The following is a 20,917-nucleotide window of genomic DNA, read 5'->3' on the forward strand; positions in this document are numbered from 1 at the left end:
CAGTGTTCGAATAAGGCCGTGATAAAAGTCCGCCGCGCGCGGCGTCTTTGACCGAGAGCAAGGCGCCTGCGGGATGACCGCGCCGGCGGACCTACAGCGCCAGCGTCGCCGCGATGGCGTCGAGCGCGGCACGCGGATCGGCCTCGACCGCGGCAGCCGCGAGCGCCACCACCCGGTAATCCCGCTCGGCCAGCCAGGCGCGCTTGACGGCCCGCGCCTGCGCCGCCTCGGCGCTCTCTTCGGCCGGTGCGAGATCGATGACGGTCCGCAGCGGGAACGAGACGAGATCGGCGATGTGCGGACCGACCGGCACCTGCCGCTTGAAGCCGTGCACCGCGAAGCGGCGGTCGGCGATCAGCGCGGCCCACAGCGCCCGTTCGGCCTCGGTCGGGTTGCGGCGCAGCAGCCGCGACAGACCACGCACCGGGCCGCGCTCGGACGGCACCCGCCCCTCGCCGTGCTCGGCGAGCAGCTTGCGCAGCAGCGAGGCTTCCTCGCCGTCCAGCACGCCGCCCCGCGCCGGCCCCTTGCGGCCCTCGGCGATCGCCATCACGACGCCGTGCAGGGTCTGGATGTCCTGCCGGGTCGGCTGCATCCGAGCGAAGATGTTGCGCAGGTTGATCGTCATGGTCTCGCGCTTCTCGGCCGGGCGGAAGAACTCGACGCGCTCAAGCTCACGCTCCAGATCGGCGAAGAAGGCGTGGATCTGCTCCTTGGGGGCCGGCTGCGATTTCACCGGCATGGTGAACGGCAGGCCGGTGCCGGCGCGCTTGAACCACTCGTAGGACACCAGCGCCACCGCCTGGGCGAGGTTGAGCGACGCGAAGGCCGGGTTGACCGGAAACGTGCAGATGGCGTCGGCGAGGCCGACCTCGTCGTTCTCGAGCCCGTTGCGCTCGCGACCGAACACGATCGCCACCGTCTCGCCGCCGGCGACCCGCGGCGCCAGCGTCGCCGCCACCTCCTCGGGCGCCAGCACCGGCTTGGCCTGATCGTGGGCGCGCGCCGTGCAGGCGGCCACATAGGTGCAGTCGGCGATGGCCGAAGTCAGATCGTCATAGAGCACGGCGGCGTCGAGCACGCGGTCGGCGCCGGCCGCCATCATGCGCGCCTTCGAGTTGGGCCACGCCTGCTTGGGCGCTACGAGACGCAGCCGCGACAGGCCGAAATTCGCCATCACGCGCGCCGCCGCGCCGATGTTCTCGCCGAGCTGGGGCTCCACCAGCACGACGACGGGGGCCGGAGCGGCCACCCAGCTCTTGGTCTTGTCGGTTCCGGCGCCGGGCATGGTTTTCGTGTGTCTCGACAGGGGGCTTGCGGCAGGGCCGTTCGGCGGCGCGTTCCCCTACCCGATCGGCCGTGCGGTGTCGACCGCCGTCCCGCCCGCGCGTGCCGCGGACGCGGCGCAACGGCTTCACAGCCCCCAATGCGCCCGCGCCATCAGGCATTCCGGATCGCCGGGCTCGCAGGCGCGGCACACCTCCGGGCGGACCGCATAGACCGAGCAGGCGGTGTCGCTCCCAACCTCGCCGACGAGCGCCGAGCAGCGGTCGCCGACGCAGCGCATGCGCCCGGCGGCATCGTCGACATGGACGGCCGGAATGCGGGCGATGTCGGCCTCGCTCTCCAGCGAGAAGCGCGGCCACTCGGCCGAGAAGGCGCAGCACGCCCCGCAGGTCTGGCAGGACCAGGTCTCGCCCGTCGCCGCGCTGTCGTGCTGGTCCAAGGTGGTCATCGGGCGGGTTTGGCACGTATCGCAAAAACAGAGAAGCCGCCCCGGAGGGCGGCTTCTCGAACTGTCGTCGCGTCTCCGGCCACGTGGGACCGGGCCGCGGAGCCGATCACGCGGCCTGGATGTTGCCGACCGCGATCTTGCCGGTGCGGCGGTCTTCCTGGGTGTCGAAGACCACCTTCTGGCCTTCGCTCAGGCTGCGCATTCCGGCGCGCTCCAGGGCGGTCGCATGGACGAACACGTCCTTGCCGCCGTCGTCCGGGGCGATGAATCCGAAGCCCTTCTGATCGTTGTAGAACTTCACGGTGCCCTTGGTCATCTCGGGTGCCTTTCACTGCATGTGCGGGAAGCCGGGGCGTGGCGCGCACGGCCCGGCTCGGTCTGGTCGATCTTTGGAGAGGGTCTGATCGTGCGCCCGGCGTGTACAGCGAAGGCGAAACGGCCCGATTGTCCGGCCAAATGTCGATGCGGCACCATAGACGTCCGCGATCGGCCGCACAAGCCCACGGGGCCGGCCCCGCCGGGGCGGGCCATGGCGGCGTCGCCTCGGCGCGTCGACGGTACTTTGATGCCTCCGCAAGGGTGGCGACGCCCCAACATACGAACCGGGGTTCACCTGCAAATAACTGAAATTATGCTGGAATTATCGGTGAAGTAGTGCCGGCTCCGAACTCTGGGAGCGCAAAACCCGCTGCGCGAATCCTGCTTCACATTTCCGATTGCCGGCTTTCAGAGTCGGATCGCGGATGTTATACGGCGCCCGCTGGACGGGCCTCACGGCCCCTGCCGAGTCTCTGCGGCGGCGTGGCGCCCAGGGACACGGCGGCGACGACGACGATTCCTGCGAGGACGCGAGGGAGACGCCCGACCCCCGCGCCCGTCGATACTCCGCTTCCGCTCGGCCCGATCTTCCGCTCGGCCTGACCCAGGACGACGACCAGAGGTGCAAGCATGCCCGATCTCGAAATCGTGTGGACGAAGGTCGACGAGGCCCCGGCGCTCGCGACCTATTCGCTGCTGCCGATCGTCCAAGCCTTCGTCGGCGCGGCCGGCGTCGCCATGACGCTCAAGGACATCTCGCTGGCCGGCCGCATCATCGCCACCTTCCCCGAGAGGCTCACCCCGGCGCAGCGCATCGGCGACGAGCTCGCCGAGCTCGGCACCCTGGCGGCGAAGCCGGAGGCCAACATCATCAAGCTGCCCAACATCTCCGCCTCGATCCCGCAGCTCAAGGCCGCCATCAAGGAGTTGCAGGACAAGGGCTACGACATTCCGGACTATCCGGACAACGCCACGACCGACGCCGAGAAGGAGATCAAGGCGCGCTACGCCAAGGTGTTCGGCAGCGTCGTCAACCCGGTGCTGCGCGAGGGCAACTCCGACCGCCGCGCCGCCGCGGCGGTGAAGCAGTTCGCCCGCAAGCATCCGCACAAGATGGGCACCTGGAGCGCCGACTCCAAGTCGCATGTGGCGCATATGACGGCCGGTGACTTCTACGGCTCGGAAGTCTCCACCACGGTCGCAGCCGCCACCAATGCCCGCATCGAGCTCGCCGGCGCCGACGGCGCCGTCACGGTGCTGAAGGCGAAGACGCCGCTTCAGGCCGGCGAGATCATCGACGCCGCCGTGATGAGCCGCAAGGCGCTGCGCGCCTTCTTCGCCGCGCAGATCGACGACGCGAAGACGAAGGGCGTGCTGTTCTCGCTGCACGTCAAGGCCACCATGATGAAGATCTCCGATCCCATCATCTTCGGCCACGCCGTGTCGGTGTTCTTCGCCGACGTCGTCGAGAAGCACGCCGCCACGCTGAAGAAGCTCGGCGTCAACCTCAACAACGGCTTCGGCGACCTGCTGGCCAAGATCGAGACGCTGCCGGAAGCCGAGAAGGCGGCCATCGAGGCCGACATCGCCGCCGCCTACGCCAAGCGGCCCGGCCTCGCCATGGTCAACTCCGACAAGGGCATCACCAATCTGCATGTGCCCTCGGACGTCATCGTCGACGCCTCGATGCCGGCGATGGTCCGCGACTCCGGCCGCATGTGGGGGGCCGACGGCAAGCTGCACGACACCAAGGCGACGATCCCGGATCGCTGCTACGCCGGCATCTATCAGGTGGTCATCGAGGATTGTAAGGCGCACGGCGCCTTCGACCCCAAGACCATGGGCTCGGTGCCGAATGTCGGCCTGATGGCGCAGAAGGCCGAAGAGTACGGCTCGCACGACAAGACGTTCGAGATTCCTCGCGACGGCACGGTCCGGGTCCTCGCGGAGGATGGCACGGTGCTGCTCGAGCGCCCCGTCGAGGCCGGCGACATCTTCCGCATGTGCGAGGTCCGCGACGCGCCGATCCAGGATTGGGTCAAGCTCGCCGTGCGCCGCGCCCGCCTCACCGGCACCCCGGCGGTGTTCTGGCTCGACCCGCAGCGCGCCCACGACGCCCAGGTCATCGCCAAGGTCGAGACGTATCTGAAGAACGAGAACACCGCGGGGCTCGACATCCGCATTCTGGCGCCGGTCGAGGCGATGAAGTTCTCGCTCGAACGCATCCGCAGGGGCGAGGACACCATCTCGGTCACCGGCAACGTGCTGCGCGACTATCTGACCGACCTGTTCCCGATCATGGAACTCGGCACCTCGGCCAAGATGCTGTCCATCGTGCCGCTGATGGCGGGCGGCGGCCTGTTCGAGACCGGCGCCGGCGGCTCGGCGCCCAAGCACGTCCAGCAGTTCCAGGAGGAAGGCTATCTGCGCTGGGATTCGCTCGGCGAGTTCCTGGCGCTCGGCGCCTCGCTCGAACATTTGGCGCAGACCTACGACAACGCCAAGGCGCAGGTGCTGGCCGAGACGCTCGACACGGCGATCGGCAAGGTCCTCGACTTCAACCGCTCGCCGGCCCGCAAGGTCGGCCAGATCGACAACCGCGGCAGCCACTTCTACCTCGCCCTGTACTGGGCCGAGGCGCTGGCCGCCCAGACCAAGGACGCGGCGCTGCAAGCCCGCTTCAAGCCGCTGGCCGAGGCGCTCGCCAAGAACGAGGCGAAGATCAATGCCGAGCTGATCGGCGCGCAGGGCAAGCCGGTGGACACCGGCGGCTACTATCTGCTGGACGCCGCCAAGACCTCGGCCGCGATGCGGCCGAGCGCCACGCTGAATGCGGCGATCGCGGCGCTCTGACGCCGCAGCGCGGCGCCGCGCTCCGGCGCGGTGCCGCCTCGCTCACGACATCGATCGACCACGGGCGTGCTCCAGCACGCCCTTTCTTTTTGCGTCGCCGTGGTGGCGACGCGGCGGGATGGCGAACGCCACGTCACATCGGCGACGACGGATCGGCGCCGATGCGCTCCGGCCGGGTGAACACCTCGAAGCCGTCCGCCCGCGCCACCGCGGCGAGCGTCAGCCCGGCCGCCTCGGCGGTGCGGATGGCCAAGGCGGTCGGTGCCGACACCGCCACCAGCAGCGGCGCCCCGAGCGTCGCGGTCTTCTGCACCATCTCGACCGAGACGCGGCTGGTGACCACGACGAAGCCCGAGGCGGCCGAGCAGCCGGCGCGAACGAGCCCGCCATGCAGCTTGTCGAGGGCATTGTGGCGGCCGACATCCTCCCGGATCGCGACGAGGCCGCCGTCCGCACCGAAGAACGCCGCGGCATGCGCGGCGCGGGTCTCGCGGCCGAGCGCCTGAGCCGGACCGAGCGCCCGCAGCGCCGCGTGGATCGCGGCCGGCGTGACCCGCAGGTCGGCGGTGACGGGCCGCGACGGGCGCATCGCCTCGGCGAGCGTCTCGATGCCGCACAGGCCGCAGCCGGTCGGCCCGGCGAGCCGACGCCGCCGCTCGCGCAGCGCCCGCGTCCGCGACGCCGCCAGCCACAGCCGCAGCTCGATCCCGGCCTCCCGCGCCACGATGTCGATCTGCTCGATCTCGTCGCTGGCCTCGACGATCCCTTCGGCGAGGGTGAAGCCGACCGCGAAATCCTCGAGATCGGCCGGCGTCGCCATCATCACGGCGTGGCCGCCGCCGTCATACACGAAGGCGACGGCGGTCTCCTCGGCCACCATGCGGGCGCCCGCGCACGGCCCGCCCTCGCCATACGTCACCGAGACCGCGGGACGGCCGGTGCGGATGGCGTTGGTCATCGCGAAGCCCGGTGACGCCGACCGCATGGCCCTGCCCTCCCGCTTCGATCCGACACGATCCTGACGGCCCGGCGCGTCACGCCACGGCGGCCCGCGCGGCCTTGTCGGCGACCTTCTTGCGCAGCTTCTCCACCGCGACGACGAAGCGGCTGTGGGTGCCGCGGCTGATCTCCTCGACCGTGTCACTCGCCACCAGATCGAAGGTGACGAGACGCCCTTCGATGCGGGCGACGGTGACGGTGATGTCGACCGGCATGCCGCGCAGGGTGGCGCCGCCATGCGACACGCTGATGCCGGTGCCGACCGAATCCTCACCGGCTTCGATGTGTTCGAGCAGCAGCTCCCGGCAGGCCACCTCGAAATCACGCACCAGCTCGGGTGTGGCGTAGACGCGCAGCGCCTCGCCGAGGAAGTCGATGGTGCGCGGCGTGTCGATCACGATCCGGCGCGTCGCCGTGGCGCCGATGGTCAAGGTCGAAGTCATGAGGTCCCCCGTTTCGATCGGATGTCGGTCTCAGTCTAGCGTGACACACAATTCGTCGTTCTGAACCGAAATAATGAAACACGACGTAGCCCGCTGTCCGGCCTGCGGGGGCGACGGACTGGCGAGTCCGAGCCTTCCATCGCGTCGCAATGCAGCACGATCAATCGCATTGCAGCATCGGCTGTGAGCACGACTTGACACACATAGATTGACACGACCTCCGCTACAAGTATCATGATTTCCGGTACGCAATTGCCGAAATTGCATTGCAGCCGCGCCGGAGACGGCCGGCGACCGTGATTGCAAGGGACCAGGACGCCACCCGAGCGGTGATCGGGCGAGCGCAGCACGTGTCGGCTCATCGTCGGACGGCGCGCCTCACAGCGCATCGAACGACGCGGTTGGTCGATTGTACGTGGTCGAGGCACGCGGCCGATCGTGTGTGGTCGATCGCGCCTGTCGATTGCGCCTGTCGATTGCGCGCGGTCGGTCGTGTCTGGGCGCAGCGCTGCCGCAGGCGCGGCGCGGTGCTCGATGCAGCGCGGTGCTCGATATCGGGCTCGCATCGAAGCTCCGGATTCGGAGCTCCGATGCCGAGGTCCACAACAAAAAATCCGCCCCGGAGGCGGGAGGGGAGGAAGCGATGACAGCAGACGAGCCCGTCAGGCGCGTCCCGACCTTCTGCTACAATTGCGTCTCCGGTCCTGATTTCCTGACCGTCAAGGTCGAGAACGGAATCGCCACCGAGATCGAGCCGAACTTCGCCGCCGAGACGGTGCATCCGGGCCGCGGGCGCCCCTGCGTCAAGGCCTACGGCCTGGTGCAGAAGACCTACAATCCCAACCGCGTCCGCACCCCGATGAAGCGGACAAACCCGAAGAAGGGGCGCGACGAGGACCCGGGCTTCACGCCGATCTCGTGGGACGAGGCGCTCGACACCATCGCCGAACGCCTGACGGCCGTCCGCGCCGGCGGGCTGATCGACCAGGCCGGACTGCCGCGGCTCGCCGCCAGCTTCGGCCACGGCGGCACGCCCGCCAACTACATGGGCACGTTCCCGGCGTTTCTCGCCGCGTGGGGGCCGGTCGACTTCAGCTTCGGCTCCGGCCAGGGGGTGAAATGCACCCACTCGGAGCATCTCTACGGCGAGTTCTGGCACCGCGCCTTCACGGTCTCGGCCGACACGCCCAACACCCGCTACGTGATCGCCTGCGGCGCCAATGTCGAGGTCACCGGCGGGCCGACCGCCGTCATCCGCCACGCCGATGCGCGCATCCGCGGCTACAAGCGGGTGCAGGTGGAGCCGAGCCTGACCATCACGGCCGCCTGCTCGGCCGAGTGGGTGCCGATCCGGCCGAAGACCGATCCGGCCTTCCTGTTCGCGCTGATCAACGTGCTGATTCACGAGCACGGGCTCGCCGCGCTCGACCAGCCCTTCCTGCGCGACCGCACCGCCTCCGCGTATCTCGTCGGCCCGAACGGTCTCTATCTGCGCGACCGCGCGACCGGCAAGCCGCTGGTGTGGGACGAGACGCGCCGCGCCGCGGTGGCGTTCGACACGGCCCGCGCGGTGCCGGCGGTGGCGGGCCGCTTCCGCGTCGCCACCGCGGTGACGATCGACGCCGACGGGGTGCGCGTGAACCACGCCGCCGTCGAGGGGACGACGGCCTTTCAGGCGCTCAGCGATCACATCGCCCGTTACACGCCCGAATGGGCGGCGGCGATCTGCGACGTGCCGGCGGAGACCATCCGCCGCATCGCCGGCGAGTATCTGGAGGCGGCCAGCATCGGCGCCACCATCGAGATCGACGGCCACACCATGCCGCTGCGCCCGGTGGCGGTGACGCTCGGCAAGTCGGTCAACAACGGCTGGGGCGCCTACGAATGCTGCTGGGCCCGCACCGTGCTTGCCATGCTGGTCGGCGCCCTGGAGAACCCCGGCGGCATTCTCGGCACCACGGTGCGGCTCAACCGCCCGCACGACAACCGGCACCTCTCGGTGAAGCCGGGCGACGACGGCTTCATGGTGCAGCACTTCAACCCCACCAGCCGCGAGCGCTGGGAGGCGACGCCGACGACGCGCAATCTGCATCGAACCCTGGTGCCGATCGTCGGCCGCAACGGCGGCTGGAGCCAGGCGCTGGGACCGACGCAGCTCGCCTGGATGTTCCAGGAGGAGCGGCCGGCCGACTGGCCGATGCCGGAGCCGACCCATCCGGACGTGTGGTTCGTCTACCGCTCCAACCCGGCGATCTCGTTCTGGGACACGCGCCGGCTCGCGGAGTCGATCGCCCGCTTCCCGTTCATGGTGGCGTTCGCCTACACGGTCGACGAGACCAATTACATGGCGGACTTGCTGCTGCCGGAGGCGACCGACCTCGAGTCGACGCAGCTGATCCGCATGGGCGCCACCAAGTATATGGAACACTTCTGGGACTGTCACGGCGTCGTGCTTCGCCAGCAGGCGGTGGAGCCGCAGGGCGAGGCGCGCGACTTCACCTGGATCGCCACCGAGCTGGCGCGACGCACCGGGCTGCTCTCCGCCTATGTGGAGCAGCTCAATCGCGGCGTCGCCGGTGTCGCGCCGCTCAAGGGCGAGGGCTACGACGTCCGCCTCGATCCGGCCGAGGTGCCCGAGCCCGAACGGATCTGGGATGCCATCTGCCGCGCCGCCACCTTCACGCTGTCGGACGGACGCGATACCCACGGGCTCGACTGGTTCCGCCAGCACGGCTTCTACAAGGTGCCGGTGTCGCGGCGAAGCTGGTATCTGACGCCGACCCTGGAGGAACAGGGCCTGCGCTACGAGCTGCCCTATCAGGAGCGGCTCATGCGGATCGGGCGCGAGCTGCGCAACCGCCTGCACGAGCAGAACATGCACTGGTGGGACGAGCAGCTCGCCGAATATGCGGCACTGCCCGACTGGCACGACGTGCCCGGCCGCTGGGAGCAGGCGCTGATCGCCGCGGGCGCGCGGACCGAGGACTTCCCGTTCTGGCTCCTCACCACCAAGAGCATGCAGTACCACTCCGGCGGCAATGCCGGCATCGCCCTGATGGACGAGGTCTCGGAGAACCTGCGCGGCCACACCGGCGTGATCATCCATGTCGACACCGCGGCGACGCTCGGCATCGGTGACGGCGATCCGGTCGAGGTGCGCTCGCATATCGGCGCGACCTACGGCCGTGCCGCGCTGGTCAAGGGCGTGCGCCCCGACACCCTCGTCATCGTCGGCCAGTTCGACCACTGGGCGACCCCCTACATCAAGGACATCGAGCGGGCGAGCCTCAACTCCATCGCGCCGATGACGCTGGCGCTCACCGACGCGACCGGCTCGGGGGCCGACATCGTCCGGGTCGCGGTGCGCCGCATGGAGAGGCCGGCCGCATGAGCCCGCGTTACGTCATGGTGATCGATCTGCGGCGCTGCGTCGGCTGCCAGACCTGCACGGCCGCCTGCAAGAGCGCCAACGCGACGCCACCCGGTGTCCAGTGGCGCCGCGTGCTCGATCAGGAGTCGGGCGAGTATCCGGATGTCCGCCGCACCTTCTTGCCGGTCTCCTGCATGCACTGCGCCGAGCCGCCCTGCGCCGAGGTATGCCCGACCACGGCGACGCAGAAGCGCGAGGACGGCCTCGTCACCATCGACTACGACGTCTGCATCGGCTGCGCCAACTGCATCATGGCCTGCCCGTTCGATGCGCGCGCGATCCAGCACGAGCCACGCTATGCCTACGGCGTGCCGATGGCGCACGAGCTGGCGCGAACCGATCCGGGGCGCCTGTCGGTCGCCACCAAGTGCACCTTCTGCAAGGAGCGCATCGACCGCGCCGCCATCACCGGGCAGACGCCCGGTGTCGACCCCGAGGTGACGCCGGCCTGCGTGAATTCGTGCATCTCGGGCGCGATGCAGTTCGGCGACATCAACGATCCGACCAGCGGCGTGGTGAGGCTGCTGGAGAGTGCACGGCATTTCCGCGTCCACGAGGATCTCGGGACGGGACCGTCGATCTATTACATCTGGAGCGAGACATGAAGCGATCCGGCCGAGCGCTCGATCGAATGTCGCCGCGTCGCCAGACGAGCTGGGACGCGCGGGCGGCGACGAACTTCATCTGCGGCGGCGCCGGCGGTGGCCTGCTGGCCGCCACCGCCCTCGCCTCGCCGCTCGGCGTCGACCTGCGGTCGCTGATCGTGCTCGGTCTCGCGCTCGTCGGGCTCGGGCTGCTGGCGGTGTGGCTCGAGATCGGTCGGCCGCTGCGCGCCCTCAACGTGTACCGCAACGTCGCGACCTCGTGGATGACGCGCGAGGCGCTGGTCGCCACCCTGCTGTTCGCGGCCGGCGCTGCCGCCGTCGTGCTCGATCGGCCGGCCGCGGTGTGGCTGGCCGGCCTCTCCGGCGTCGGCCTCGTCTATGTCCAGGGCCGCATCCTGCGCAACCAGAAGGGCATTCCGGCGTGGCGCCACGGGCTGTGCGCCGCCCTCGTGGTCGCCACCGGGATCACCGAGGGGGCCGGCCTCCTCGTCATGGCGGCGCTGATCTGGCCGGCGCTCACGCCGTTCGGGGTGCTGCTCGCCATCCTGGCGGCGGCGCGTCTGGTCGTCTGGCGGCGCTATCGCGAGAGCCTGCGCGGCGTCGGCGTGCCGGTCGGCACCCTCAAGGCGTTCGATGCCATCGATGGTCCGTTCGTCTGGGCCGGGCATGCGGTGCCGATCGGCCTCGGCATCGCCGGCGCGCTGCTCGGCTGGCCGATCGCGGTCACGCTCGCCGGTGCCGCCGCCGTCGTGGCCGGAGCCTGGTTCAAGTTCGTGCTGATCTGCCGCGCCGCGCTGACACAAGGCTTCGCGCTGCCGCAGGCGCCGGCGCGCGGCAGCGGCCGCCCCGGCGTCGGCGCCAAGCCCGGCTGGTCCCGCGCCAAGGCGCAGTGACCGAACCGTGACGGCCGACGCCGCCCGACGCGCAAACCCGGAAGCGGGTGGAGGAAGAATGTACGAGGTTCGTCTCCATGGACGCGGAGGACAGGGCGCCGTGATGGCGGCCGGCCTGCTCGCCGCCGGGCTCGTCGCCGAGGGCAAGTACGCCGTGGCGATCCCGTCGTTCGGCTTCGAGCGGCGCGGCGCCCCGGTGGTGGCCTTCGTGCGCGCCGACGAGCGCGAGATCCGACGCATGACCAACATCACCCACCCGGACTGCGTGCTGTGCATCGACCCGACGGTCGGCCGCTCGGTCGACATCTTCGCCGGCATGCGGCCGGGCGGCACGCTGGTGCAAACCAGCGGGCGCGCGCTCGCCGAGCTGACGCTGCCGGCGGGTCTGCGCACCGTCGGGCTGATCGATGCGGTGCGCATCGCCATGGAGATCTTCCGCCGGCCGATCACCAACACGCTGATGCTCGGCGCGCTCGCCCGGACCACCGGCATCGTGTCGCTGGCGGCGCTGGAGCAGGCGCTGGCCCAGTCCGAGTTCCGCGACGCCGGCCTCGATCAGAACATCGCGGCGCTCGGCCGCGGCTATCGCGAGACGCAGATCCACCACCTCGATCGCGAGGTCGCCGCATGAGCGCACGCCGCGCCTACCCGATGCGCGATCCGGCCGCCGACGGCGTGCCGGCCGATCTGTGCCCGATCGCCACCGCGCTGAACCCCATGCAGCCGGGCGACTGGCGCAGCCTGCGGCCGGTGGTCGACCGCGACAAATGCGTCAAGTGCGCGGTGTGCTGGCTCTACTGCCCGGTGCAGTGCGTGGTGGAGCGGCCGGCGTGGTTCGACATCGATCTCGCCACCTGCAAGGGCTGCGGCATCTGCGCCACCGAGTGCCCGCACCGCGCCATCACCATGATCGAGGAGGTCGCGGGATGACCATGGCGGTCCGCGAAGCCGGCACGGCGGCGGCCACACGGCCCCGCCACATCGTCTGCGAAGGCAACGAGGCGGCCGCTCTCGCGGTCGCCATGGTGCGGCCCGACATGCTGTCGGTCTATCCCATCACGCCGCAGTCGAGCCTGGTCGAGCATCTGGCCAAGCTCTGCGCCGACGGCCGCATGGACGCCGAGATCGTCGATGCCGAGGGCGAGCACTCGGTGCTGTCGGTGCTCCAGGGCGCCGCGCTCGCCGGCGGGCGCACCTTCACGGCCACCTGCGGACCCGGCCTCGCCTTCATGTTCGAGCCCTATTGGCGCACGCCCGGCCTGCGGCTGCCCATCGTGATGGCGCTCGTCACCCGCGACGGCATCACGCCGCAATCCGTGTGGGGCGGCCACCAGGACGCCATGACGGTGCGCGAGGCGGGCTGGATCCAGATGTACTGCGAGACCGTCCAGGAGGTGCTCGACACCACCATCATGGCGTTCCGCATCGCCGAGCATCGCGACGTGATGCTGCCGGTCAATGTCTGCCTCGACGGCAACTATCTGTCCTACGGGGCGGCCCGCGTCACCCTACCGGATCAGGCCGGCGTCGACGCCTTCATGGGCGAGAGGAACATCAACTGGCATGCGGCGCTCGATCCGCTGCGCCCGATGGCGGTCGATCCGCTCACCGGCGGCTCGGGCGGCAAGGGACCGGCGGCGTTCCTGCGCTACCGCAAGGGCCAGTGCCGCGGCATGCAGAACGCTCTCCGCGTCATCACCGAGGTGCACGACGAGTATGCGGCGCGCTTCGGCCGCGCCTTCGCGCCGCTGGTCGAGCGCTACCGCATGGACGACGCCGAGATCGCGCTGGTGACGCTCGGCAGTATGACGGGGGCCGCCAAGGACGCCGTCGACGAGGCGCGCGCCGCCGGGCGGCGCGTCGGCATCGTCAAGATCAAGACGTTCAGCCCGTTCCCGGTGGAGGCGCTGGCGCAGGCGCTCGCCGGCGTCGGCGCCATCGGCGTCGTCGACCGCTCGGTCGGCTTCCGCTGGAACTGCGGGCCGGTGTTCCAGGAGTTGCTCGGCGTCCTCTACCGGCTCGGCCGGCCGGTGCCGGCGGCGAGCTTCATCGGCGGGCTCGCCGGCGCCGACCTGACGGTGGAGCACTTCCACGCGGTCATCGCGCGCACCGCGGCGCTGCTCGGCGGCGACGTGCCCGACGGGCCGATCTGGGTCAACGAGAACGATTGAGGCGTCGTGATGGACACCCGCTATCTCGTCGTCGGCAGCAGCCATGCGGCGCTCGAAGCCGTCGCGGCGATCCGCATGCACGATCCCGACGGCAGCCTCGCGCTGGTGACGCGCGACCGCCATCCGCCCTACTCGCCGACCGTCCTGCCCTATGTGGTGTCGGGCCGCTCGGTGCCGGAGGCGGTGCGGCTGCGCGATGATCGGTATTTCACCGCCAACCGTGTCACCTATCTGCCGGGGCGCGCGCTCGTCCGCCTGCGGCCCGAGCACGGCACCGCGACGCTGTCGGACGGCGCCACCATCGGTTACGACAAGCTGCTGCTGGCGACCGGGGCGACGCCGGCGATCCCGCCGATCCCGGGCCTCGACCGGGCCACCTATCATGTGCTGCGCACCCTCGACGACGCATTGGCGCTGCGCTCCGCCATCGCCACGGCGCGCCGGCCCGTGGTGCTGGGCGGCGGACTCGTCGGCATGCACGCGGCCGAGAATCTCGTCGAGGCGGGCGCCGCCGTCACCGTCGTCGAGATGCAGCCGCGGGTGCTCGGCGCCTATTTCGATCCGATCGCCGCCGGCCTGATCGAACGCGCCTTCGTGGCGCACGGCGCCCGCATCGTCACCGGCCGGCGCGTGGTCGCGGTGTCGCGCGAGGATGCGGCGACCCGTGTGCATCTCGACGATGGCGACACGCTCGACACCGACCTGCTGCTGGTGGCGACCGGGGTGAAGCCCGATCTCGCCTACCTGGCCGACAGCGGCGTGGCGCACGAGGCTGGCATCCTGGTCGACGACGGCATGCGGACCAGCGTCGCCAATGTGTGGGCGGCCGGTGACTGCGCCCAGGCGCGCGACTTCCTCACCGGACGGCTGATGCTGAATGCCATCCTGCCGGAAGCGGCCGAGCAAGGACGCCTCGCCGGGATGGCGATGGCGGGCGATCCGGGCGGGCGCAGCTACGCGGGCGGCGTGCCGCTGAACACCTATCGGTTCTTCGGCCACCACGCCATCGCGGTCGGCGCGGTGCCGGCCGGCGCCGCCGAGCATGTGCATCACGACGCGGCGCACGGCCGCTACCTGCGGATCGCCGTCGCCGACGGCCGCCTGCACGGCATGTTCGGCGTCGACGTGTTCTTCGACGGCGGCGTGATGCGCCAGCTCATCCTGCGGCGGACCGACGTGTCGGCGGTGCTCGACCGGCTCCTCGCCGATCCGCTGCGGACCGGACGTGAACTCATGTCGCGATTGTGGAAATGACCATGGGACACGCCTACGCCACGATCGCCTTCGAGGCCGCCCGCTGCGACGGCTGCCAGGACTGCATGCGCGCCTGCGCCACCGCCAAGTGCGGCAGCGACGACATTTCTCGCGCCCGGCTTCAAGTGCTTCCGGCCGTGCTTCCGGCCGGGCTGCCGGCCGACGGCGGCGCCTCCGCCTCGTTCGAGCTGGCGATGTGCCGTCAGTGCGGCGATCCGCGCTGCGTCGCCGTGTGCCCGGCCGGCGCGCTCGCCAAGGACATCGAGACCGGCGTGATCACGCGCAACGCCGACACCTGCGTCGACTGCCTGCTCTGCACGGTCGGCTGCGCCTATGCGGGGATCGCGCCCGATCCGATCGACGGCCGCGTCGCCAAGTGCGACATGTGCGACGGCGCGCCGGCCTGCGTGGCCGCCTGCCCGACCGGCGCGCTACGTTATGTCACCACCGCACGCATCTATAACGAGGTCGGCGACTGGGAGGATCTGTTCGCGCCCGGCCTCGCCGGCTGTCAGGGCTGCAACAGCGAGCTGGTGATGCGCCACGCGCTGCGCCGCGTCGGCCCCGACACCGTGCTGGCGACGCCGCCCGGCTGCGTGCCCGGCATGGGCTCGGTCGGCTACAACGGGCTCACCGGCACCAAGGTGCCGGTGTTCCATCCGCTGCTGACCAACACGGCCGCCATGCTGGCGGGCGTCAAGCGTCAGTATAAGCGCGTCGGGCGCGACATCACCGCCATGGCGATCGCCGGCGACGGCGGCGCCTCCGATGTCGGCTTCCAATCGCTCTCCGGCGCGGCCGAGCGCGGCGAGGAGATCCTGTTCCTGGTGATCGACAACGAGGGTTACATGAACACCGGCATGCAGCGATCGAGCTGCACGCCCTACGGCGCCTGGACCTCGACCACCCCGGTGGGGCGGGAAACCAAGGGCAAGAGCCAGGACGCCAAGAACCTGCCGCTGCTGATGGTGGGGCACCGCTGCGCCTATGTGGCGACCGCCTCCACCGCCTTCATGCAGGACTTCTACGACAAGCTCGACAAGGCGATCGCGGCTTCGAAGCACGGCTTCGCCTATCTGCACGTCTACTCGCCCTGCACCACCGGCTGGCGGTTTCCGACCGAGCGCAACATCGCGGTGGCCCGCACGGCGGTGGAGACCAATTTCGTGATGCTCTGGGAGTTTACGCCGCACGACGGATTGCATTTCACCCACCCGATCGAATCGCCGCGTCCCGTTGCCGATTATCTGAAGGCCATGGGCCGGTTCAGGCATCTGACGGACGATCAGATCGGGCACATTCAGGCGAAGGTCGAGGAGAACCGCGCCGTCATCACGCAGATTGCAGCAGGAGCCGCGGCGCGCTGAGGCGCGCCCCGGCCGGACGACACGACGAGAACAGGCAAAGACCGGCGAGGCCGGCCGCGTCGGCGACGCGGGCCGCAGGCGCTCGCCTACAGGGGGGGATACGATGGACATGGCAGTGACAACGAGCGGGCTCGAGCCGATCGAGACGGCGAGCCGCGACGAATTGCAGGCGTTGCAGCTCGACCGGCTGCGTTGGACGCTGCGGCACGCCTACGACAATGTCGCGCATTATCGAGCCAAGTGTGACCGCATCGGGATCACGCCCGAGGACCTGAGGTCTCTCGCCGACCTCTCCCGCTTCCCGTTCACCACCAAGGACGATCTGCGCCAGACCTATCCGTACGGCATGTTCGCGGTGCCGATGCGCGATGTGGTCCGCCTGCACGCCTCGTCGGGCACCACCGGCAAGCCGACCGTGGTCGGCTACACCGAGCGCGACATCGCGGTGTGGGCGAACCTGATGGCGCGGTCGCTGCGCGCGGCCGGCGCCACTGCCGACGACATCATCCTCAACTCCTACGGCTACGGGCTGTTCACCGGCGGGCTCGGCGCCCACTACGGGGCCGAGCGCCTGGGCGCCACCGTGATCCCGATGTCCGGCGGCCAGACCGAGAAGCAGGTCCAGCTCATCCGCGACCTGCGGCCGACCGTGCTCCTGTGCACGCCCTCCTACGCGCTGACGCTCGCCGACGAGCTGGCCCGCAACAATCTCCGGCCGGACGACACCAGCCTGCGCCTCGGCCTCTTCGGTGCCGAGCCGTGGACCAACGAGATGCGCCGCGAGATCGAGACGCGGCTCGGCATCGATGCGGTCGACGTCTACGGCCTGTCCGAGGTGATGGGTCCCGGCGTCGCCTGCGAATGCATCGAGACCAAGGACGGCCCGCATATCTGGGAGGATCATTTCTATCCCGAGATCATCGACCCGCTGACCGGAGAGCCGCGCCCCGACGGCGCCGAAGGCGAGCTGGTGTTTACCACGCTGACCAAGGAGGCGCTGCCGATCATCCGGTATCGGACGCGCGATCTGACGCGGCTGCTGCCCGGCAGCGTGCGCAGCATGCGCCGCATGGCCAAGGTGTCGGGCCGCTCCGACGACATGCTGATCATCCGCGGCGTCAACCTGTTCCCGACCCAGATCGAGGAGATCCTGCTGCGCAACCCCAATCTCTGCGGCCAGTATCAGCTCCAGATCTCGCGCGACGGCCATCTCGACAGGCTGGACGTGCTGGTCGAGCTCCAGCCCGAGCTGTCGCGGCGCTACTCCGCCGACGACCGCGAGGCGATCGGCCGCGACGTGGCACACCACATCAAGTCGATGATCGGTATCTCGGCCGCGGTCCATGTGGTCGAGACCGACACCATCGAGCGCACGGTGGTCGGCAAGGCCCGTCGCGTCGTCGACAAGCGCCCGAAGTGAGCCGTCGGGCTCGACTCGTGCCGAGGATTTCCGATGCTCGCGCAGCTTCTCCAGTTCATCTTCTCCGGCCTCACCGTCGGCGCCACCTACGCGCTGGCGGCGCTCGGCTTCACCCTCATCTACAACGCCAGCCATGTCATCAACTTCGCCCAGGGCGAGTTCATCATGCTGGGCGGCATCCTGACGGTGGTGTTTCTCGCCAGCGGCCTGCCGCTGCCGGTGGCGATCCTGCTCGCCCTGCTGATCCCGGCCGTCGCCGGCGTCGTGATCGAGAAGCTCACCATCGAGCCGGCCAAGGGGGCCGGCGTCGAGAGCCTGATCATCATCACCATCGGGGCGTCGCTGGTGGTGCGCGGGCTGGTCCAGGTCTGGTTCGGCAAGGGGGCCGCCACCTTCCCGGCGTTCTCCGGCTCCACCCCGATCGCGGTCGCGGGCGCCGCACTCGCCCCGCAGAGCCTGTGGGTGCTCGGCTCCATGGCGGTGATCGTGGTGGCGCTCTGGCTGTTCTTCAGTCGCACCGTCGCCGGCAAGGGCATTCTCGCCACCGCGGTCGATCCGCTGGCGGCTCAGCTCGTCGGCATCAACACGCAGCGCGTGCTGCTGGTCAGCTTCGCGCTGGCCGCCGCCATCGGGGCCGCCGGCGGCATCCTGCTCACGCCCATCACCATGACCTCCTACGACGTCGGCATCATGCTGGGCCTCAAGGGCTTCGTCGCCGCCGTGGTGGGCGGCCTCGGGTCCGGGCCGGGTGCCGTGATCGGCGGGCTTCTGGTCGGCGTGATCGAGGCGCTCACCGCCGGCTACGTGTCGTCCGCCTACAAGGATGCGGTGCCGTTCGTGCTGATCTTCGTCATCCTGTTCTTCATGCCGCGCGGTCTGCTCGGCCCCAAGACGACGGAGCGGGTATGAGGCGCGCACGCATCGGTCTCCTCGTCCTCGCGGCGATCCTGCTGGCCCTGCCGCTGGTGTTGCCGAACGCCTTCTACTTCGACGTGGTCAACCGCATGGCGATCAATGCGATCGTCGTGCTGGGGCTGAACCTGCTGATCGGCTTCGCCGGCCAGATCAGCCTCGGCCATGCCGGCTTCTTCGGCATAGGGGCTTACGCATCGGCGGTGCTGACCACGCATTTCGGCTGGTCGCCGCTGGCCGCGCTCGTGGCCGGCGCAGTCGCCGCGGCGCTGCTGGCGCTCGCCATCGCGCCGCCGATCTTCCGGCTGCGCGGTCATTACCTGGCGATGGCGACCCTCGGTCTCGGCATCGTCATCTCCATCGTGATCCGCAACGAGGCGACCTACACGGGCGGTCCGGACGGCATGCCGGTGCCCCCGCTCGCCGCCTTCGGGTTCGAGATCGACGGCGAGCGGGAATGGTACTGGGTGTTGGCCGGCCTGCTGCTGTTCAGCGTGTGGGCGTGCCAGAACCTGATCGACTCGCCGTTCGGCCGTGCGCTGCGCGCGCTGCACGGCTCCGAGGTGGCGTCTCAGGTCGTCGGCGTCGACGTGACCCGCTACAAGGTCACCATCTTCGCACTGTCGGCGTTCTTCGCCAGCATCGTGGGCAGCCTCAGCGCCCACTATGTGGGCTTCGTCACGCCGAACTGTGCCGAGTTCTTCCATTCGGTCGAGCTGCTGACCATGGTGATCGTCGGCGGCATGGCGTCGGTGTTCGGGTCGGTGGTCGGCGCCGTGCTGCTCACCGCCCTGCCTCAGGCCCTGGCGACCATCGAGGGATGGGAGACCGTCGCGTTCGGCGTCATTCTCATCGTGTCGATGATCTTCCTGCCGAAGGGCTTGGTGCCGACCCTCGCGGCCAAGATCGGATGGGGGCGGTGATGGCGCTTCTCGAAGTGTCCGGCCTGTCGAAAACCTTCGGCGGCGTGCGCGCCGTGCAGGATGTCAGCTTCGCGGTGGAGCCCGGCGTCGTCTACGCGGTGATCGGGCCGAACGGCGCCGGCAAGACGACGCTGTTCAACCTGATCACCGGCATCTACACGCCCTGTGTCGGCGAGATCCGGCTCGGCGGCCAGCCGGTGACCAGCCTGCCGCCCCACGCGCTCGCCCGCCTGGGCATGGGGCGGACGTTCCAGAACCTCCAGATCTGCATGAACATGACGGCGATCGAGAACGTCATGGTGGGCGGCCATCTGTCGCTCGATCGCAACCTGATCAAGGGCATGCTGCGGTTCCCCGCGGTGCGCCGGGCCGACGCGGCATTGCGCGAGCGGGCCGCGGCGCTGATGGCCCGGGTCGGTCTCGGCGATCAGCTCGATGTGCCGGCCGCCAGCATGTCGTATGGCGGGCTGAAGCGGCTGGAGATCGCCCGGGCACTGGCGGCGGCGCCGCGCATCCTCTTCCTCGACGAGCCGGCCGCCGGGTTCAACCCCAAGGAGACGGCGGAGATCGCCGTTCTGGTCCGCGAGATCGCCGACAGCGGCATCACCGTGGTGCTGGTGGAGCACGACATGAAGATGGTGATGAGCATCTCGGATCGCATTCTCGTCCTCAACTACGGCAAGCGGCTGGCTGAAGGAACGGCACGCGACATCCGCGCCGATCCGGAGGTGATCGCCGCCTATCTCGGGACCGCCGCATGAGCACCGCCAGGGACACGACGGTCGCGACAGGCACCACGACGGCGGCCGCGATGGCGGTCACCACGTCCTCGGCGAGCCCGCACGGGGCCGGCGACGGCATCGCAGCGGCCGTCGAGGCGCCGCTCCTGTCGGTCCGCGGGCTCGGCAGCCACTACGGCCGCATCGCGGCGCTGCGCGGCGTCGACCTGGTGGTCGGCCGGCGCCAGCTCGTCGCCCTGGTCGGCGCCAACGGGGCCGGCAAGACCACCCTGCTGCGGACCATCTCGGGCGTGCAGCGGGCCACATCCGGCAGCATCGTGTTCGACGGCAACGACATCACGACGCTGCGGCCGGACCGGCGCGTGCGTCTCGGGCTGTGCCATGTGCCGGAGGGCCGGCGGGTGTTCGGCCCGCTGTCGGTCGCCGACAACCTCGTTCTCGGCGCCTATGGGCGCCGCGATCACGACGTCGTCGCCGACGACATCGAGCGCATGTATCGGATGTTCCCGATCCTGCGGCAGCGCGCGCGGCTGCCGGCCGGCACCCTGTCGGGCGGACAGCAGCAGATGCTGGCGATCGCGAGGGCGCTGATGGGGCGCCCGCGCCTGCTGCTGCTCGACGAGCCCTCCATGGGCCTGGCGCCGCGCCTCGTCGAGGAGGTGTTCGCCGCTATCGTGGCGCTGCGGGCGCAGGCGATGACGATCCTGCTGGTCGAGCAGAACGCCCACGCGGCGCTCGCCATCGCGGACCGCGGCTACGTCATCGAGACCGGCGAGATCGTCCTGTCGGGCAACGGCAAGGAGCTGCTCTACAACGAGCGGGTTCGTGAAGCCTATCTCGGACTCTGAATCAGA

The 20,917-nt window shown here is 69.9% G+C and carries 19 protein-coding genes; 14 read left to right on the plus strand and 5 right to left on the minus strand.

What is annotated here, in order from left to right:
- Positions 1–91 precede the first annotated feature (91 nt).
- The 3 genes from ACFQUV_RS25390 to ACFQUV_RS25400 form a co-directional block, all read right to left on the minus strand.
- Positions 92–1,288, minus strand: a complete 1,197-nt coding sequence (locus ACFQUV_RS25390) for a TrmJ/YjtD family RNA methyltransferase (protein ID WP_129611041.1) — start codon at positions 1,286–1,288, stop codon at positions 92–94.
- Between the two features lie 126 nt (positions 1,289–1,414).
- Positions 1,415–1,735, minus strand: a complete 321-nt coding sequence (locus tag ACFQUV_RS25395) for a YkgJ family cysteine cluster protein (protein ID WP_129611040.1) — start codon at positions 1,733–1,735, stop codon at positions 1,415–1,417.
- A 106-nt stretch (positions 1,736–1,841) separates the two neighbouring features.
- Complete coding sequence (locus ACFQUV_RS25400) at positions 1,842–2,051, minus strand: cold-shock protein (RefSeq protein ID WP_111383851.1); 210 nt, start codon at positions 2,049–2,051, stop codon at positions 1,842–1,844.
- A gap of 632 nt (positions 2,052–2,683) precedes the next feature.
- On the opposite strand from ACFQUV_RS25400, the gene ACFQUV_RS25405 reads away from it, so the two are divergent.
- Positions 2,684–4,906 carry an NADP-dependent isocitrate dehydrogenase gene (locus ACFQUV_RS25405; protein WP_129611039.1) on the plus strand — a complete coding sequence of 741 codons (2,223 nt, stop codon included), beginning with the start codon at positions 2,684–2,686 and terminating at the stop codon, positions 4,904–4,906.
- 133 nt (positions 4,907–5,039) lie between these two features.
- Here the strand turns inward: ACFQUV_RS25405 and fdhD are convergent, their stop codons facing one another.
- Positions 5,040–5,786, minus strand: a complete 747-nt coding sequence (fdhD, locus tag ACFQUV_RS25410) for a formate dehydrogenase accessory sulfurtransferase FdhD (RefSeq protein WP_244601721.1) — start codon at positions 5,784–5,786, stop codon at positions 5,040–5,042.
- A 154-nt stretch (positions 5,787–5,940) separates the two neighbouring features.
- Positions 5,941–6,348: a thioesterase family protein gene (locus ACFQUV_RS25415; RefSeq protein ID WP_129611038.1), complete on the minus strand. Its 408-nt coding sequence runs from the start codon at positions 6,346–6,348 to the stop codon at positions 5,941–5,943.
- A 643-nt stretch (positions 6,349–6,991) separates the two neighbouring features.
- Between ACFQUV_RS25415 and ACFQUV_RS25420 the strand changes: the two genes are divergently transcribed.
- From ACFQUV_RS25420 to ACFQUV_RS25480, 13 genes are all read left to right on the plus strand, one after another.
- Positions 6,992–9,739 (plus strand): molybdopterin-dependent oxidoreductase, encoded by a 2,748-nt coding sequence (locus ACFQUV_RS25420; protein ID WP_129611037.1) that lies wholly within the window; start codon positions 6,992–6,994, stop codon positions 9,737–9,739.
- Entirely contained in the window at positions 9,736–10,383 is a 648-nt protein-coding gene (locus tag ACFQUV_RS25425; protein ID WP_129611036.1) for a 4Fe-4S dicluster domain-containing protein, read from the plus strand. The genes ACFQUV_RS25420 and ACFQUV_RS25425 overlap by 4 nt, the downstream gene beginning before the upstream one ends.
- A complete protein-coding gene (locus tag ACFQUV_RS25430) occupies positions 10,380–11,276 on the plus strand; it encodes a DmsC/YnfH family molybdoenzyme membrane anchor subunit (protein WP_129611035.1) in 897 nt (298 codons plus the stop codon). Before ACFQUV_RS25425 ends, ACFQUV_RS25430 begins: the two co-directional genes overlap by 4 nt.
- A gap of 58 nt (positions 11,277–11,334) precedes the next feature.
- Positions 11,335–11,907 (plus strand): NADH-dependent phenylglyoxylate dehydrogenase subunit gamma, encoded by a 573-nt coding sequence (gene padE / locus ACFQUV_RS25435; RefSeq protein ID WP_129611034.1) that lies wholly within the window; start codon positions 11,335–11,337, stop codon positions 11,905–11,907.
- On the plus strand, positions 11,904–12,206 hold the full coding sequence (gene padF / locus ACFQUV_RS25440) for an NADH-dependent phenylglyoxylate dehydrogenase subunit delta (protein ID WP_129611033.1): 303 nt from the start codon (positions 11,904–11,906) through the stop codon (positions 12,204–12,206). The genes padE and padF overlap by 4 nt, the downstream gene beginning before the upstream one ends.
- Positions 12,203–13,447, plus strand: a complete 1,245-nt coding sequence (padG, locus tag ACFQUV_RS25445) for an NADH-dependent phenylglyoxylate dehydrogenase subunit alpha (RefSeq protein ID WP_129611032.1) — start codon at positions 12,203–12,205, stop codon at positions 13,445–13,447. Before padF ends, padG begins: the two co-directional genes overlap by 4 nt.
- Positions 13,448–13,456: 9 nt before the next feature.
- Positions 13,457–14,701 (plus strand): NADH-dependent phenylglyoxylate dehydrogenase subunit epsilon, encoded by a 1,245-nt coding sequence (padH, locus tag ACFQUV_RS25450; protein ID WP_244601720.1) that lies wholly within the window; start codon positions 13,457–13,459, stop codon positions 14,699–14,701.
- Positions 14,702–14,703: 2 nt separating this feature from the next.
- Positions 14,704–16,068: an NADH-dependent phenylglyoxylate dehydrogenase subunit beta gene (padI, locus tag ACFQUV_RS25455; RefSeq protein WP_129611030.1), complete on the plus strand. Its 1,365-nt coding sequence runs from the start codon at positions 14,704–14,706 to the stop codon at positions 16,066–16,068.
- A gap of 103 nt (positions 16,069–16,171) precedes the next feature.
- Positions 16,172–17,488, plus strand: coding sequence for a phenylacetate--CoA ligase PaaK (paaK, locus tag ACFQUV_RS25460; protein WP_129611029.1), 1,317 nt, complete (start codon positions 16,172–16,174; stop codon positions 17,486–17,488).
- Positions 17,489–17,521: 33 nt separating this feature from the next.
- Positions 17,522–18,397 carry a branched-chain amino acid ABC transporter permease gene (locus tag ACFQUV_RS25465; protein ID WP_129611028.1) on the plus strand — a complete coding sequence of 292 codons (876 nt, stop codon included), beginning with the start codon at positions 17,522–17,524 and terminating at the stop codon, positions 18,395–18,397.
- A complete protein-coding gene (locus ACFQUV_RS25470) occupies positions 18,394–19,323 on the plus strand; it encodes a branched-chain amino acid ABC transporter permease (protein WP_129611027.1) in 930 nt (309 codons plus the stop codon). Before ACFQUV_RS25465 ends, ACFQUV_RS25470 begins: the two co-directional genes overlap by 4 nt.
- Positions 19,323–20,084 (plus strand): ABC transporter ATP-binding protein, encoded by a 762-nt coding sequence (locus ACFQUV_RS25475; RefSeq protein WP_207211580.1) that lies wholly within the window; start codon positions 19,323–19,325, stop codon positions 20,082–20,084. The genes ACFQUV_RS25470 and ACFQUV_RS25475 overlap by 1 nt, the downstream gene beginning before the upstream one ends.
- On the plus strand, positions 20,081–20,911 hold the full coding sequence (locus ACFQUV_RS25480; protein WP_244601719.1) for an ABC transporter ATP-binding protein: 831 nt from the start codon (positions 20,081–20,083) through the stop codon (positions 20,909–20,911). Before ACFQUV_RS25475 ends, ACFQUV_RS25480 begins: the two co-directional genes overlap by 4 nt.
- The last annotated feature ends 6 nt before the right edge of the window (positions 20,912–20,917 follow it).

It is taken from the genome of Rhodoplanes sp. P11 (genome assembly GCF_964266735.1).
In the GTDB taxonomy this organism is placed as follows: Bacteria; Pseudomonadota; Alphaproteobacteria; order Rhizobiales; family Xanthobacteraceae; genus Rhodoplanes; species Rhodoplanes serenus.